We start from the raw sequence: 15,153 nt of genomic DNA, 5'->3' as shown, positions 1-15,153 counted from the left end.
TCATTCCCTTGCACAAATGCTTATCAGGACGCGACCGGTGAGAGTTAAACAACCTGTTTCACGCAGCCTTGCCCGGGCCTTTTTCTCCATCATTGCCCTGTCGCTGCTGACCAGCGCGATTGCGCTGTTTACTCTCGCCAGCGGCCAGCGTGATGCTGAAGCCATCAACCTGGCCGGTTCGTTACGGATGCAGAGCTATCGCCTGGGTTACGACATTCAGCGGGGCAGCGTCGACCTGGTGCCTCATCGCCGGATCTGGCAACAAACCTTGGACGCCCCTGCCCTGCAAACCCTGAACAGCTGGTATGTCCCGGACGAGGTTAAGCAGCGGTATCGCCAGCTGCAGATCCGGTGGCTGGCGGTGGATCAGAAACTCGCTCAGGGTGATTACGCCTGGTATCAGGCGCAGATGGACGAGTATGTGGCGCGTATCGACGCCTTTGTCCTCTCCCTGCAGCACTATGCCGAACGTAAGATCACCCTGGTCTTCGCCATCTCCTTTGCCGGTGGGGCCAGTATTTTTCTGCTGGTGTTTGTCACCCTCCGCCGCATCCGCCAGCAGGTTGTCGCCCCGCTCAATCACCTGGTCACCTCCAGTCTGCGCATTGAACAAGGTCATTTTGATACCCCGGTGCCGAATACCGATCTCTCCAATGAGCTTGGCCTGCTCTCCCGCACCTTTAACCATATGTCGGCGGAGCTGCACACCCTCTACCGCTCGCTGGAGATTTCGGTTGAAGAGAAGACGCATCACCTGCACGAAGCCCACCAGCAGCTGGAGATGCTGTTTACCTGCTCCCAGGCGTTGAACACCGGCAAGATTGACAGTCACTGCTTCCGCCACATCCTGCATATTGTCTGCGAATATACCGGGATCACGTATCTGGCCCTGCACACCAGCGACGGCTGGCAGATGCAGGAGGGCGAAGCCGCACTGCATCTCGACACCCAGGTACTGCCGGTAGTGATGATGGAGACCCGCTTCGGTGAGCTGCGCTGGCAAAGCGCGCAGCGCCCCGTCCCGATGCCGCTGATGAAAAGCGTGGCGACGATGCTTGGCCGCGGCCTCTTTTCCAACCAGGCGCAGAAGCACTATCACCAGCTGCTGTTGATGGAGGAGCGCGCCACTATTGCTCGCGAACTGCATGATTCGCTGGCGCAGGTGCTCTCTTATCTGCGGATCCAGCTGACGCTGCTCAAACATGCGGTGCCGGAAGAAAACGAAACGGCGCAGGGGATCATTACCGATTTTTCCCAGGCACTGAATGCCGCCTACCGCCAGCTGCGCGAGCTGCTTACCACCTTCCGCCTGACGCTGAACCAGGCCAATCTGCCGGCTGCGTTGCAGGAGATGCTGGATGACTTACAAAAACAGACCGCTGCCCGGCTGACTCTCGACTGCCAGCTTTCGTCTCTGGCGCTGGATGCACAGATGCAGGTCCACCTGTTGCAGATTGTCCGGGAGGCGGTACTGAACGCCATCAAGCATGCGCAGGCCAGCGACATCACGGTCTGCTGCATCACCGCCCCGGATGGCAAGCACACGGTGACAATTTGCGACAACGGCATCGGCATTGGTGATGCCAGCGAACCTCCGGGCCACTACGGTCTGAACATTATGCGTGAACGTGCCGACCGGCTGGGGGGAACCCTGAGCTTCTCACAGCCGCCAGCTGGCGGTACCCAGGTCAGCGTGCGCTTTTGTTCTTCGACCGCAACCGAGGGTAAATAACGGTAAAAACAGGCGGGGGATCGCCTGTCAGCCACGCAGATGAACAATACTCACCGCTGCACCAGGGCGATGGCGGGGAAAAAGCGCATGATAATTTACATTATCTCCTTTATTTCTCCACGTTTGACATCCCCCTTGCCGCTAGAGTGAAGCGGGCTATCTACAATGACGATGCGCAGCAAAACGAGGTCCTATTTTAATGGCGAATTTTTTCATCGATCGCCCCATTTTTGCCTGGGTGCTGGCAATTTTATTGTGCCTGACCGGCACGCTGGCTATTTTTTCTCTCCCTGTTGAGCAGTACCCGGATCTGGCCCCGCCTAACGTGCGGATCACGGCTAACTATCCGGGGGCATCCGCACAAACTCTGGAGAACACCGTTACCCAGGTGATTGAACAGAATATGACGGGCCTCGACAACCTGATGTACATGTCCTCCCAGAGCAGCGCCACCGGCCAGGCGTCGATAACGCTCAGCTTTACCGCGGGCGCCGACCCGGATGAAGCGGTGCAGCAGGTGCAAAACCAGCTTCAGTCAGCCTTGCGTAAGCTGCCGCAGGCGGTGCAAAACCAGGGCGTGACGGTGCGTAAAACCGGCGATACCAACATCCTGACCATCGCCTTTGTCTCCACTGACGGTTCAATGGATAAGCAGGATATCGCCGACTATGTCGCCAGTAATATTCAGGATCCGCTGAGCCGTATCAACGGCGTGGGGGATATCGACGCCTACGGGTCGCAGTACTCCATGCGCATCTGGCTCGACCCGGCGAAGCTCAACAGCTTCCAGATGACCGCGAAAGATGTCACCGACGCCATTGAATCGCAGAACGCCCAGATTGCGGTGGGTCAGTTGGGGGGCACGCCGTCCGTGGATAAACAGGCACTGAATGCCACCATTAACTCCCAGTCGCTGTTGCAAACGCCCCAGCAGTTCCGCGACATCACCCTGCGTGTCAATCAGGATGGCTCCGAGGTGCGCCTGGGGGATGTCGCCACCGTGGAGATGGGGGCCGAGAAGTATGATTACCTGAGCCGCTTCAACGGTAAGGCGGCCTCCGGGCTGGGGGTCAAGCTGGCTTCCGGCGCCAACGAGATGGCCACCGCAGAACGGGTTATCGACCGTCTCGACGAGCTGTCGCACTACTTCCCGCACGGGCTGGAGTACAAAATCGCCTACGAGACCACCTCGTTCGTGAAGGCTTCTATTGAGGATGTGGTGAAAACCCTGCTCGAAGCCATCGCGCTGGTGTTTTTGGTCATGTACCTGTTCCTGCAAAACTTCCGCGCCACATTAATCCCCACCATCGCCGTTCCGGTAGTGTTGATGGGCACCTTCACGGTGCTCTACGCCTTTGGCTACAGCATCAACACCCTCACCATGTTTGCGATGGTGCTGGCGATAGGCCTGCTGGTGGATGATGCCATCGTGGTGGTGGAGAACGTTGAACGTATCATGAGCGAAGAGGGACTCTCGCCCCGGGAAGCGACGCGTAAATCGATGAAGCAGATCCAGGGCGCGCTGGTGGGTATCGCCATGGTGTTATCGGCGGTATTTGTGCCGATGGCCTTCTTTGGCGGTACCACTGGGGCGATCTACCGCCAGTTCTCAATCACCATCGTGGCGGCGATGGTGCTGTCGGTGCTGGTGGCGATGATCCTCACTCCAGCGCTGTGCGCCACCCTGCTTAAACCCCTGCATAAGGGGGAGCAACACGGTCAGAAAGGCTTCTTTGGCTGGTTCAACCGCATGTTTAACCGCAACGCGGCGCGCTATGAAGCGGGTGTGGGACGGGTTCTGCATCGCAGTCTGCGCTGGATGCTGATCTACATTCTGCTGCTGGGGGGCATGGTTTTCATGTTCCTGCGGCTGCCCACCTCGTTCCTGCCGCTTGAAGACCGGGGCATGTTTATTACCTCCGTGCAGTTACCGAGCGGCTCGACCCAGCAGCAGACTCTGAAGGTAGTGCAGCAGGTGGAGTCGTACTTCTTTAACCAGGAGAAAGACAACGTGCTGTCGGTCTTTGCCACCGTCGGCTCCGGCCCGGGCGGGAACGGACAGAACGTGGCGCGTATGTTTGTCCGTCTGAAAGACTGGGATGAGCGCGATGCCACAACCGGCAGCTCGTTTGCCATTATCGAGCGCGCCACCAAAGCCTTCAGCCGCATTAAAGAGGCGCGGGTCTTTGCCAGCAGCCCACCCGCCATCAGCGGGCTCGGCAGTTCGGCGGGCTTTGATATGGAGCTGCAGGATCACGCCGGGGCCGGACATGATGCGCTGATGGCCGCCCGCGACCGTCTGCTGGAGCTGGCCGGAGAAGAACCTTCCCTGACCCGCGTGCGTCACAACGGTCTGGACGATAGCCCGCAGATGCAGATCGATATCGATCAGCGTAAAGCCCAGGCGCTGGGCGTCTCCATCGATGATATCAACGACACCCTGCAAACCGCGTGGGGTTCGAGCTACGTGAACGACTTTATGGATCGTGGCCGCGTGAAAAAGGTCTACGTGCAGGCGGCGGCCAAATACCGCATGCTGCCGGACGATATCAACCTGTGGTACGTGCGCAATAAAGAGGGCGGCATGGTGCCCTTCTCGGCCTTTGCCACCTCGCGCTGGGAGACGGGCTCACCGCGCCTCGAGCGCTACAACGGCTACGCAGCGGTGGAGATTGTCGGTGAAGCCGCGCCGGGCGTCAGTACCGGTACCGCGATGGATGTGATGGAAAATCTGGTGCGGCAGCTGCCTGCCGGATTTGGTCTCGAGTGGACCGCCATGTCCTATCAGGAACGCCTCTCGGGAGCCCAGGCTCCGGCGCTCTACGCCCTGTCGCTGCTGGTGGTATTCCTCTGTCTGGCCGCGCTGTATGAGAGCTGGTCGGTGCCATTCTCGGTGATGCTGGTGGTGCCGCTGGGGGTTATCGGCGCCCTGCTCGCCACCTGGATGCGCGGCCTGGAAAATGATGTCTATTTCCAGGTAGGGCTGTTAACGGTCATCGGTCTGTCGGCGAAGAACGCCATTCTGATTGTCGAGTTCGCCAACGAGATGAATGAAAAAGGTCAGGAGCTGATGGCCGCCACCCTGGAAGCCTGTCGCCAGCGCCTGCGCCCCATCCTGATGACCTCGCTGGCGTTTGTGTTTGGCGTTCTGCCGATGGCCACCAGCTCTGGCGCGGGCTCCAGCAGTCAGCATGCGGTGGGTACCGGGGTGATGGGCGGGATGATTTCGGCCACAGTTCTCGCCATTTACTTTGTTCCGCTGTTCTTTGTTCTGGTACGGCGACGTTTTCCGTTAAAGGAAAAACAGAAATAAGATCTTGATAATAAAAAAGGCGTCCTTACCGGCCGCCTTTTTTGTGTGTTAATTTTCACACTTTTATTATTTAGAAAATTAAGTGCTCTTGCGTTACTTGCTGAATGTCATTTACGAAGCATGCCTTCGATAAAATCTTTCCAGTTCCCCAGTTCACGTTCAATCATAACTACCTCTCTTATTATTATCGGCCATTCTACGAGAATATATCATCATTGTGAAGAGTTTTTAATCAGTGATACTGCTCTACCCCCGTTGGTACGACTGGCTTGTAGATACTATGGGCTCTTCGCGTTAAATTTTATGTGACCAACTGCAATATTTTGAAATAACCTTAATCAGGGCCGGGAAAATAACTTTGTAGCTGTTCTTAAATGCATTTTTGGCCATCAGCGCTCTATGCAATAAAGATGAAATTATATTCAGGACTTAAGTGCAATTTGTCACGCTGCTGAATATTCAATAAGGTAATAAAACAAATGTGTTTTATTTCCACAAACGTTTATTCATCGAAATTACTGAGCAACTGACCACTTTTAAGACAAAAGGATTCACCATGATCACCCTGTATGGCATTAAAAATTGCGACACCATTAAAAAAGCCCGCCGCTGGCTGGAGCACAACAACATTGAGTACCGTTTTCACGACTATCGCGCCGACGGTATTGATGCTGATTTGATGCAGAAATTTATTGCTGAGCTCGGCTGGGAGGCGCTGCTCAACACGCGCGGCACCACCTGGCGCAAACTGGATGAAAGTGTGCGGGCCAGCATCAACAATGCCGACAGCGCAGCCGCATTAATGGTGGAAATGCCCGCAATCATCAAACGCCCATTGCTCTGGGCGCCCGGTAAGCCTATGCTGCTGGGTTTCAACGAAAATCAATACCAAACCTATTTTATTGAGGTGTAGTCTATGTCATGCCCGGTCATTGAGCTGACTCAGCAGCTTATTCGCCGCCCCTCCCTGAGCCCTGATGATGCGGGTTGTCAGGCTCTGATGATCGAACGCCTGCGGGCGATTGGTTTTACCGTCGAACCGATGGATTTTGGCGACACGCAAAATTTCTGGGCCTGGCGCGGCCAGGGTGAAACCCTGGCATTTGCCGGACATACCGATGTGGTACCCGCCGGTGATGCCGATCGCTGGATCAACCCTCCTTTCGAACCGACCATCCGCGACGGCATGCTCTTTGGTCGTGGCGCGGCAGATATGAAAGGATCGCTGGCAGCGATGGTGGTTGCCGCCGAACGTTTCGTGGCGCAATACCCGAACCATAAAGGCCGCCTGGCGTTTTTAATCACCTCTGATGAAGAGGCCAGCGCTAAAAACGGCACCGTGAAGGTGGTTGAAACGCTGATGGCCCGTAATGAACGTCTGGATTACTGCCTGGTGGGCGAGCCGTCCAGCACCGAAATGGTGGGCGACGTGGTGAAAAATGGCCGTCGCGGCTCTATCACCTGCAACCTGACCATTCACGGCGTCCAGGGTCACGTGGCTTATCCGCATCTGGCCGATAACCCGGTACACCGCGCCGCGCCGATGCTCGAGGAACTGGTTGGCATTGAGTGGGATAAAGGCAATGAATATTTCCCACCGACCAGCATGCAGATCGCCAACATTCAGGCCGGTACCGGCAGCAATAACGTTATTCCTGGCGATCTGTTTGTGCAGTTCAACTTCCGCTTCAGCACCGAGCTGACGGATGAGATGATCAAAGCCCGCGTCGTGGCCCTGCTGGAGAAACACCAGCTGCGCTACAGCATCGACTGGTGGCTTTCGGGCCAGCCGTTCCTGACCGGGCGCGGCAAACTGGTGGATGCGGTGGTTAACGCCATCGCGCACTATAATGAAATTAAACCGCAACTGCTGACCACAGGCGGTACCTCTGACGGGCGCTTTATTGCCCGCATGGGTGCACAGGTGGTCGAACTTGGGCCGGTGAATGCCACGATTCATAAAATCAATGAATGCGTGAATGCCGCTGATTTGCAACTGCTGGCCCGTATGTATCAACGTATCATGGAGCAACTTGTCGCCTGACGGTTGCCCCAAAGAAGGATAAGCGAATGGACTGGCTGGCTAAATACTGGTGGATCCTGGTACTGGTTTTTCTGGTAGGCGTACTGCTGAATGTGATCAAGGATCTCAAGCGCGTTGACCATAAGAAATTCCTCGCCAACAAACCTGAACTCCCCCCACATCGTGACTTTAACGACAAGTGGGATGATGAAGACGACTGGCCGAAGAAAGACCAGAAGAAGTAATGCCTGCCCCTCTCCCCTGGCGGGGAGAGGGTTATCCGCTAAAAGAACTCCACGATGTCGTCATCATTGGGCTTGCCGCCGCTGAGCGCTTCATCGAAGTAACGTTTCGGCACGGTAAAACGCAGGTGATCCAGCGCAAACTGCATGCTGCGATCGTCAATGGCGTGCCCCAGATCGTCGACAATATCCAGCGTCACATCACCGCCCGCGCGGATCAGCGCCTCCTGGGCAGCAACCGCATGGGAGAGCTCAATCACGCGATCGTCCCCGCCGTGGATCAGATGAATAGTGGTTCTGGTGGTCGCCTGTCCGGGCAAGGTCGCATAGCGGCCATTAAAAGCAATTACCCGCGAGACCAGGCCTGGCTCCGCTTTTATGCTCTCCAGCGCCATAATCGCTCCCTGGGAAAAACCGATCAACGCCGTGGCATCCGCCTTCACACCGCTTTGCTGCTGCCAGTAACGCACCGTTTCGACAAAGGCCGGCATGATGGCATCCACGCGCTCCTGACGGCTCTCTTCGGTCACGCCCTGCACGGAAAACCACTGACGGCCGTTCGGGCCGCAAGGCTCCGGAGCGCCCACGCTCACCACAAGCGCGTCAGGAAACAGGGGTGCAAACCAGCGGCCAATCTCCCCCATATTGACCGGGTTGTCGCCAACGCCATGAAACAGCAGCAAAAGCTGTTTGGCTGGCATAGCGGGGCTCTGGACAACAAAATGGTCATGTTTCATGGCAGTCTCCTTAATGGGTAAGCGGGATTCTACGCCTGACAGGCAGAATGAACATGCCAGTTTACTGATGAAGTTATTGAAAAAATTGCCATTGCAAAACCGTCTGCTTCAGATCCTGACAGCGCTGACTGTCCAGCTGCGCCAGCGCCTGGCCCGCCTCGCTGCGCAGATAATTCAGTAACGCCTTGCGCCCGTTCAGCCCCAGACTCTGGCTCAGAGCGCCGTCGTCCCGGTCCTGCTCGATTTTGCCCCGCAAGCCTGCCAGGGGCAGAACCGTTGACCGCAGCAGGCGCGTCAGACTGGCAAACGACGCCGTGAGGGGGCGATGCGCAAAAGCAAATCCGGCCAGCTCCAGCCAGTCATCATCATTAAGGGTAGACTCACCCGCGGGCTCTACCGGGATCTTTTCTCCGTTCATGCGTTCAATCACTGCGGCATCACGACAGAGCCGCTGATGCTCGCGCTGACACAGCGCCTGCCCCGCCGGGCTAAGCGGCAGGAGTGCCATCGCCGTGAAGCAGCCGCTGCTGGCCTCCCGGTGGCTCCCCATCCGCACCAGCACAAAACCGCAGCGCTGCCAGAAACGCCAGAGCGCGTCGGTGTAACCAAAGCTCACAGAAAGGTAGTCGAGGCTCGTCTGCTGGCAGGCCGCGGCCACCAGCGCCCGGCCAATGCCTTCGCGCTGGCGGGCAGGATGAACGGCTACGCGGGTCACCCGTCTCGCGCTCAGCGTTGCCGCCAGGGGCGAGCCCCCGTGTGCCGCCAAAGATTGCGCCACCAGATTGCCGCGCGGACGCCGGTAGCCCGCCCATACCGCCTGGCTGAGCGCCGGGCTTAAGCCTCCCTCCTCCACCAGCCACAGCGCGCCGCAGATGCTCTCCCCTGCCCGGGCGACGGCAAAATGCTGTCCGGGGGCATCCATCATGCGTCGCAGATCGAGGGGGGATGTCCGGTAGTGGGCCGCGCAAAGCAGTTTATAGACCGCCGCCGGGAGCGCAGGGGCGCGGTTCCAGGCCTCCTGCTCCAGGGTTGCGTAGCTGATCTCCCCCTGCGGGATGCTCTCGTCGGGCTCATCATCAAACAGCAGCACCTGGGCGATAAGGCTTTCCAGCGGGCAGCCTGCCGCCCAGCGCACCGGGGTGGAGAGGGTGAAGTAACGCAGCCCGGCAAAACGGGCGCAGAATTTCAGCAGGAACCCCCTGCCGGTGCCCTCATAGCCCTGCACCGTGGTGGTCAGCAGGACCCGGGGAAAGCGCGTCACCAGCCGCTCCAGCAGCGGTCCGGGAATGGCCGCCGCCTCATCAACGATCAACCAGTCGGCATGTTCGTCCGAGGCCAGCAGCGCGTCAGGAGCCATAAAGCGATAGCGCTCGCCACCGAAACGGGCAATGACGTCGGTCGCCGCCCTGGCGGGAGCGGTGACAATGGCGTTGCCCATAATGCGATGCAACAGCATGCCCGCCAGCGCCGACTTGCCGCGCCCGCGTGGAGCGGTGACGGCGGCGACGCCTTCAGGCATGGTAATGAGCTGGTCCAGTATCGCAGCCTGCTCGCTCTGGGGCTCGCCGCTGGCTGGATGCCAGTCGGGTGCGGGTGGCGTTGGCGTAAGCATAAAAGGCTCGCCCTGCTGCCAGCGTAACACCAGCGGATCGCCCAGGATGTGGCGGCAGAAGCGGTCAATAAAGCGCGGCGTAGGGATGGGCTCTGGCCTGTCGCTCCAGCGCAGCGAATCCTGGTCGGGAATCTTTGGCCAATGCGTCAGGTCGGGTGTGAGTAAAACCAGTAGACTGCCAGCTCGCAGGGTGCCCGCCACGGCAGCAAAGGCCGAGACGTCGAAGCCGTGCCGGGCGTCGAAGATAGCGTGAAGAAACTCACGGCCCAGCAGCTGATGCAGCGCCTGGGGCGCGCAGGATGGCGGCTGCGGGGCATCAGCGCCAATCCACAGCCACTCCCCGGGATACTCCGCTTTCAACAGCCGCGCCTGCTGCTGCGTCCAGGTTTCATCCCCGCTCAGCACCAGCAGCCGCCGGTGCCCTTCCCGCGCCAGTTGTTCAGGCAGGCCTGATAAATTCATCCCTGGCATTGAAAATTACAGCGCCTTGCCGAAGGTATTGCACTGTGCCGGATCGCCGCCGTCAAAGCCCTTTTTGAACCAGTTATAGCGCTGTTCTGACGTACCGTGCGTAAAGCTGTCTGGCACGACATGGCCCTGACTTTGCTGTTGCAAACGGTCATCGCCAATGGCGTGGGCCGCATTGAGGGCCTCTTCCAGATCGCCCGCCTCCAGCACGCCCTCCTGCTGCATCTTGTGACCCCAGACGCCGGCGAAGCAGTCGGCCTGCAGTTCCATGCGTACCGACAGGGCATTCACCTCTTTCTCGCTGGCATTCTGCTGCAGCTGACGCACTTTAGGTTCAATCCCGAGCAGTTTTTGCACGTGATGGCCGACTTCATGGGCGATAACATAGCCCTGGGCAAAGTCGCCGTCGGCGCCCAGCTTATGTTTCATGTCATCGTAGAAGGAGAGATCGATATAGACGGTAGAGTCAGCAGGACAGTAGAACGGACCCATGACCGATTGTCCGGTGCCGCAGCCGGTGCGGGTGGCGCCGCGATACATCACCAGCTTCGGTTGCTGGTAGGTACGGCCCATTTTTTCAAACAGCTGGCCCCAGGTATCTTCCGTGGTGGCGAGAATGACCGACGTAAATTTCGCCGCCTCGTCTTCACTTGGGCTGATGGAGCGCGTTGCCTGCTGCTGTTGCTGAATCGGTTGCCCGGTTAACAGCCCGCTCAGGTCGACCCCGTAGTAGCCCGCCACCACGACCACCAGCAAAATAATAATGCCGCCCTTGCCTCCCGGCAGGCGAAATCCCGGGCCGCCCATTGACGGGCCCCTACTGCTGCGTCTGTCATCCACATTGTCACTTTCACGACGCCCTTGCCAGCGCATAATCCCACCTCGAAAAATATCATCTTGATAACAGGTATGATCGTAGGCGCTTCGAAGCAAGATTACCACAGGAAACAGGAGTGAGATGCCAGAGGAGGCTGTGCTCCTCTGGCAGGTAGGGCAGGATTAATCGAGTTTAACACCCAGACGGTGAGCAACGGCTTCGTACGCTTCAATCAGGCCGCCCAGGCTTTGGCGGAAGCGGTCTTTGTCCATTTTATCCAGGGTCTCTTTGTCCCACAGGCGGCTGCCGTCCGGGGAGAATTCATCACCCAGCACCACCTCACCTTTATACAATCCGAATTCCAGTTTGAAGTCGACCAGAATGAGGCCCGCGTCGTCAAAGAGCTTCTTCAGCACGTTGTTGGCTTTGAAGGTCAGCTCCTGCATACGCGCCAGATTCTCTTTGCTCACCCAGCCAAAGGTTTCGCAGTAAGATTCGTTGACCATCGGGTCGTGCATGGCGTCGTTTTTCAGGAACAGGTCGAACAGCGGTGGGTTCAGCTCCATGCCCTCTTCGATGCCCAGACGCTTCACCAGGGAGCCCGCGGCGCGGTTACGGACGACACATTCAACCGGCACCATGTCCAGCTTCTTCACCAGACACTCTGTATCGGACAGTAACGCTTCCATCTGCGTCGGGATACCCGCCTCTTCGAGCTTGCTCATAATGAAGTGGTTGAACTTGTTGTTCACCATGCCTTTACGGTCAAACTGCTCAATGCGCGCGCCATCTCCTGCTGACGTATCATTGCGGAACTCGAGCACCAACAGATCCGGGTTTTCGGTGCTGTATACGGTTTTCGCTTTGCCACGATACAACTCAGCTTGCTTCTGCATCTTCATTACTCCTGGTGTGATGATTTGTGTTCAAAACTGGAGATATTATGCCACGCACACGTTTGCGTAGCACGAAAATTAAAAGGGCTGGATTAACCAGCCCTTTTTTTACTTGCTGAATGCCGCCTGAAGGACAGCGACCAGCGCATCATTCTGCGACTGGGTCAGCGTATGGCCTTTCGGATCGATAAACTGCAGGCTGCTACGGTTGTCCAGATCGCCGACCTGAAGTTTGTAATCGCCCGAAGCCAGACCCGGATCGCGTACGCCCAGCTCTTCCCAGCTGCTGTCAGAGAGCGGTTTGTAGGTGAGCGTCATGCTGCCGGTTGAGCGGGTGCTGTCGGTGACTTTCATGCCGACACGCTCAAGGGTAGAAGGCAGACGCTGCCAGACCTGGTTGAACGGACCACGCACTACCAGCATTGGCAGACCGGTATCGTCGGCAGCGCTCTGCACGTCGAAGGTGGCACCATTACGGTTCTGAGCAGCATTCGCCGCGTCGGTGGCGCTCTTATCAAGACCCGCAGCAATCACGTTAAGCAGTTCGGTGCTGTAACGCTGCATGGATGCCGCGTCGGCAACCGGTTTGCCCGCCTGCTCCAGGTTGATGAGTTTAACCACCACCGCCTGCTGATAACCCTGAGGTTTAACAGAGACTTGATAGCGCCCACGGTACTGCTGGTCTTCATCCAGACGGCTCCATTCGATCCAGTCTGTCGTCAGCGTCTGGCTGGCATCGTCGCGCTGGGTAATCGCGTAGTTCTTCGACTGAAGTACGCTCACCACCTGCGGCCACAGCCCGGCATTGCGCGCGCTCTCAACCTGCAGCGTCGCGGTATCGCCGGTGAACTGAGTACGCGCCCCGCTTACCAGCGCCAGAGGCTGTGCTGGCGGACGAATATCAAGCGCTTTGCCTACCGCGCCGCTACCGTTGGCAACCGGAATGTTGTAGTCGCCATTCTGAATGGGCAGGATCATGCCAGCAGGTGCATGAAGTTCAGCAAGCGGCGCAGCATCCAGATAGGATTCGTCACCGCTCACCTGGCGCTTGTAGCGTGAATCTGAGCTACAGGCCGCGAGCAGCATAACAAGCGAAACACCCGCAACCTTCACCAGGCGCGACTTCTGTACTGAGTAAGCCATCAAATCTCCCTAAACTTTACAGCAGACCGGCATGCTTCAGCGCCGCAGTGACCGTTTCACGACCGTAGTCGGTAATCGGGGTCATTGGCAGACGCAGCGTATCGGTCGCTACAAGTCCCAACTCCTTACATGCCCATTTCACTGGGATTGGATTGGGTTCGACAAATAATTTGTTGTGCAGCGGCATCAGACGCTGGTTAATCACACGCGCTTCCTGGAAATGACCAGCCGCAGCCAGTTTACACATTTCAGCCATATCGCGGGCTGCAACGTTAGAGGTCACGGAAATCACGCCGTGGCCGCCGAGCTGCATAAAGTCCAGCGAGGTCGCATCATCGCCACTCAGCAGAATAAAGTCGTCTGAAACCAACTCTTTGATCTGATGAACGCGGCTTAAGTTCCCGGTCGCCTCTTTAATACCGATAATATTTTTTACTTTCGCGAGGCGGCCTACCGTTTCTGGCAGCATATCGCAGCCAGTGCGCGACGGCACATTATACAGAATTTGTGGCAAGTCAGTATGTTCAGCGATGGCTTTGAAATGCTGGAACAGACCTTCCTGGGTAGGACGGTTGTAGTATGGGGTTACCGTCAGGCATCCCACCACACCACTGTCGTTGAAGCGCTGGGTCAGGCTGATGGCTTCAGCCGTGGCGTTGGCACCTGTACCAGCGATAACCGGGATACGCCCGTCAGCCAGTTCAAGGGTCATCAACACCACTTCGCCATGCTCTTCGTGGCTCAACGTAGCAGACTCACCGGTAGTTCCTACCGAAACAATCGCCGAGGTTCCGCTGGCGACATGATAATCAATCAGTTTCTTCAGGCTTGACCGGCAGACATTACCTTTCTCATCCATCGGTGTTACAAGCGCGACAATACTTCCCGTGAACATGGGCCATCCTCTGTGCGTACAAGAGCCTCAATGGTACGTTTGGTGCTGTAATAAAAGCAAGCGACGTGAGACCTCCAGGTTATTGTATGCCGGTTTTTTTTATGCTTTCCTTAGAAAGACTAAACCAAGCAAAGGAAGAACAGGTTTGACAACCTCATCACAACATTACCTGGTTATTACTGCGCTGGGTGCCGACAGGCCGGGGATCGTGAACACCATCACCCGCCACGTCAGTAGCTGCGGCTGCAACATCGAAGACAGCCGCCTGGCGATGCTGGGTGAAGAGTTTACTTTCATCATGCTGCTTTCCGGGTCGTGGAATGCGATTACCCTGATTGAATCGACCCTGCCGTTAAAAGGCGCAGAGCTGGATCTGCTGATCGTGATGAAGCGCACCACCGCGCGCCCGCAGCCTGCCCTGCCGGCTACCGTCTGGGTCCAGGTGGAAGTGACTGACTCCCCGCATTTAATCGAACGCTTTACCGCCCTGTTTGACAGCCACCAGATGAATATCGCCGAGCTGGTCTCGCGGACGCAACCGGGCAAAGATGACGCCGTGCCGAAACTGTTTATTCAGATCACCGCCCACAGCCCGGCGTCGCGGGATGCCTCAAATATCGAGCAAGCGTTCAAAGCCCTCTGTACAGAACTGAATGCGCAAGGCAGTATTAACGTCGTCAATTATTCCCAGCATGAACAGGATGGAGTTGAGTAATGAATCCACTGAAAGCCGGTGACATCGCACCGAAATTTAGCTTGCCCGATCAAGACGGTGAGCAAGTAAATTTGACCGACTTCCAGGGACAGCGTGTACTGGTCTATTTCTACCCGAAAGCCATGACCCCAGGCTGTACCGTACAAGCCTGCGGCTTACGCGATAACATGGACGAGTTGAAAACCGCCGGCGTCGAAGTGCTGGGTATCAGCACCGACAAACCGGAAAAACTGTCTCGTTTCGCCGAAAAAGAGCTGCTTAACTTCACGCTGCTTTCTGACGAAGATCACCAGGTTTGCAACGCGTTTGGCGTCTGGGGTGAGAAAACCTTTATGGGTAAAACCTATGACGGTATCCACCGCATCAGCTTCCTGATCGACGCTGACGGCAAAGTTGAACACGTGTTTGATGACTTCAAAACCAGCAATCACCACGATGTGGTGCTGGAATGGGTGAAAGCGAACGCCTGATTTGGCTCTTCGCTTGTTTCGCCGGGTGGCGCTACGCTTACCCGGCCTACAAAATCCATAGGCCCGTGCAAGCGCTAGCGCCGCCGGGCA

The 15,153-nt window shown here is 57.2% G+C and carries 14 protein-coding genes; 7 read left to right on the top strand and 7 right to left on the bottom strand.

Annotated elements, in window-relative coordinates; genetic code table 11:
• Positions 1-37: 37 nt before the first annotated feature.
• Together narQ and acrD are read left to right on the top strand one after the other, a co-directional pair.
• Positions 38-1,732: a nitrate/nitrite two-component system sensor histidine kinase NarQ gene (narQ, locus tag WFM46_RS07690; protein WP_180209676.1), complete on the top strand. Its 1,695-nt coding sequence runs from the start codon at positions 38-40 to the stop codon at positions 1,730-1,732.
• 199 nt (positions 1,733-1,931) lie between these two features.
• Positions 1,932-5,045: a multidrug efflux RND transporter permease AcrD gene (gene acrD / locus WFM46_RS07685; RefSeq protein ID WP_180209675.1), complete on the top strand. Its 3,114-nt coding sequence runs from the start codon at positions 1,932-1,934 to the stop codon at positions 5,043-5,045.
• Positions 5,046-5,152: 107 nt separating this feature from the next.
• Here the strand turns inward: acrD and ypfM are convergent, their stop codons facing one another.
• Entirely contained in the window at positions 5,153-5,212 is a 60-nt protein-coding gene (gene ypfM, locus WFM46_RS07680; protein ID WP_015572204.1) for a protein YpfM, read from the bottom strand.
• 389 nt (positions 5,213-5,601) lie between these two features.
• Between ypfM and WFM46_RS07675 the strand changes: the two genes are divergently transcribed.
• Genes WFM46_RS07675 through WFM46_RS07665 form a run of 3 tightly spaced genes read left to right on the top strand, consistent with a single transcriptional unit; the run spans position 5,602 to position 7,313 of the window.
• A complete protein-coding gene (locus WFM46_RS07675; RefSeq protein ID WP_103180672.1) occupies positions 5,602-5,958 on the top strand; it encodes an ArsC family reductase in 357 nt (118 codons plus the stop codon).
• Positions 5,959-5,961: 3 nt separating this feature from the next.
• Entirely contained in the window at positions 5,962-7,089 is a 1,128-nt protein-coding gene (gene dapE, locus WFM46_RS07670; RefSeq protein WP_156655013.1) for a succinyl-diaminopimelate desuccinylase, read from the top strand.
• A gap of 26 nt (positions 7,090-7,115) precedes the next feature.
• Positions 7,116-7,313 (top strand): YpfN family protein, encoded by a 198-nt coding sequence (locus tag WFM46_RS07665; RefSeq protein WP_039029679.1) that lies wholly within the window; start codon positions 7,116-7,118, stop codon positions 7,311-7,313.
• A 38-nt stretch (positions 7,314-7,351) separates the two neighbouring features.
• On the opposite strand, the gene ypfH is transcribed toward WFM46_RS07665, so the two are convergent.
• The 6 genes from ypfH to dapA form a co-directional block, all read right to left on the bottom strand.
• Complete coding sequence (gene ypfH, locus WFM46_RS07660; RefSeq protein WP_103180674.1) at positions 7,352-8,047, bottom strand: esterase; 696 nt, start codon at positions 8,045-8,047, stop codon at positions 7,352-7,354.
• A gap of 73 nt (positions 8,048-8,120) precedes the next feature.
• Entirely contained in the window at positions 8,121-10,121 is a 2,001-nt protein-coding gene (locus tag WFM46_RS07655) for a tRNA(Met) cytidine acetyltransferase TmcA (RefSeq protein ID WP_336997371.1), read from the bottom strand.
• 15 nt (positions 10,122-10,136) lie between these two features.
• Positions 10,137-11,000 (bottom strand): KPN_02809 family neutral zinc metallopeptidase, encoded by an 864-nt coding sequence (gene ypfJ / locus WFM46_RS07650; RefSeq protein ID WP_156655015.1) that lies wholly within the window; start codon positions 10,998-11,000, stop codon positions 10,137-10,139.
• Between the two features lie 126 nt (positions 11,001-11,126).
• On the bottom strand, positions 11,127-11,840 hold the full coding sequence (purC, locus tag WFM46_RS07645; RefSeq protein ID WP_336997370.1) for a phosphoribosylaminoimidazolesuccinocarboxamide synthase: 714 nt from the start codon (positions 11,838-11,840) through the stop codon (positions 11,127-11,129).
• 108 nt (positions 11,841-11,948) lie between these two features.
• Positions 11,949-12,983, bottom strand: a complete 1,035-nt coding sequence (gene bamC / locus WFM46_RS07640) for an outer membrane protein assembly factor BamC (RefSeq protein ID WP_103180678.1) — start codon at positions 12,981-12,983, stop codon at positions 11,949-11,951.
• A gap of 16 nt (positions 12,984-12,999) precedes the next feature.
• Positions 13,000-13,878, bottom strand: a complete 879-nt coding sequence (gene dapA / locus WFM46_RS07635) for a 4-hydroxy-tetrahydrodipicolinate synthase (RefSeq protein ID WP_336997369.1) — start codon at positions 13,876-13,878, stop codon at positions 13,000-13,002.
• A gap of 145 nt (positions 13,879-14,023) precedes the next feature.
• Between dapA and WFM46_RS07630 the strand changes: the two genes are divergently transcribed.
• Both WFM46_RS07630 and bcp read left to right on the top strand, forming a co-directional pair.
• Complete coding sequence (locus tag WFM46_RS07630; RefSeq protein WP_197431813.1) at positions 14,024-14,593, top strand: glycine cleavage system transcriptional repressor; 570 nt, start codon at positions 14,024-14,026, stop codon at positions 14,591-14,593.
• Entirely contained in the window at positions 14,593-15,063 is a 471-nt protein-coding gene (bcp, locus tag WFM46_RS07625) for a thioredoxin-dependent thiol peroxidase (RefSeq protein WP_039029687.1), read from the top strand. The genes WFM46_RS07630 and bcp overlap by 1 nt, the downstream gene beginning before the upstream one ends.
• Positions 15,064-15,153: the final 90 nt, after the last annotated feature.

The sequence above is a fragment of the Leclercia sp. M50 genome (genome assembly GCF_037150775.1).
Lineage (GTDB): Bacteria > Pseudomonadota > Gammaproteobacteria > Enterobacterales > Enterobacteriaceae > Enterobacter.
The sequence above is the reverse complement of the archived record's forward strand: the minus strand, read 5'-3'. Positions and strand labels throughout refer to the sequence as shown.

Bases quoted from the DNA above. Each gene is read 5' to 3' on its own strand.
- WFM46_RS07675 (WP_103180672.1), top strand. From the start codon at position 5,602: ATGATCACCCTGTATGGCATTAAAAATTGCGACACCATTAAAAAAGCC.
- acrD (WP_180209675.1), top strand. From the start codon at position 1,932: ATGGCGAATTTTTTCATCGATCGCCCCATTTTTGCCTGGGTGCTGGCA.
- ypfJ (WP_156655015.1), bottom strand. From the start codon at position 11,000: ATGCGCTGGCAAGGGCGTCGTGAAAGTGACAATGTGGATGACAGACGC.
- purC (WP_336997370.1), bottom strand. From the start codon at position 11,840: ATGCAGAAGCAAGCTGAGTTGTATCGTGGCAAAGCGAAAACCGTATAC.
- bcp (WP_039029687.1), top strand. From the start codon at position 14,593: ATGAATCCACTGAAAGCCGGTGACATCGCACCGAAATTTAGCTTGCCC.
- ypfH (WP_103180674.1), bottom strand. From the start codon at position 8,047: ATGAAACATGACCATTTTGTTGTCCAGAGCCCCGCTATGCCAGCCAAA.
- WFM46_RS07655 (WP_336997371.1), bottom strand. From the start codon at position 10,121: ATGAATTTATCAGGCCTGCCTGAACAACTGGCGCGGGAAGGGCACCGG.
- WFM46_RS07665 (WP_039029679.1), top strand. From the start codon at position 7,116: ATGGACTGGCTGGCTAAATACTGGTGGATCCTGGTACTGGTTTTTCTG.
- dapE (WP_156655013.1), top strand. From the start codon at position 5,962: ATGTCATGCCCGGTCATTGAGCTGACTCAGCAGCTTATTCGCCGCCCC.
- dapA (WP_336997369.1), bottom strand. From the start codon at position 13,878: ATGTTCACGGGAAGTATTGTCGCGCTTGTAACACCGATGGATGAGAAA.
- bamC (WP_103180678.1), bottom strand. From the start codon at position 12,983: ATGGCTTACTCAGTACAGAAGTCGCGCCTGGTGAAGGTTGCGGGTGTT.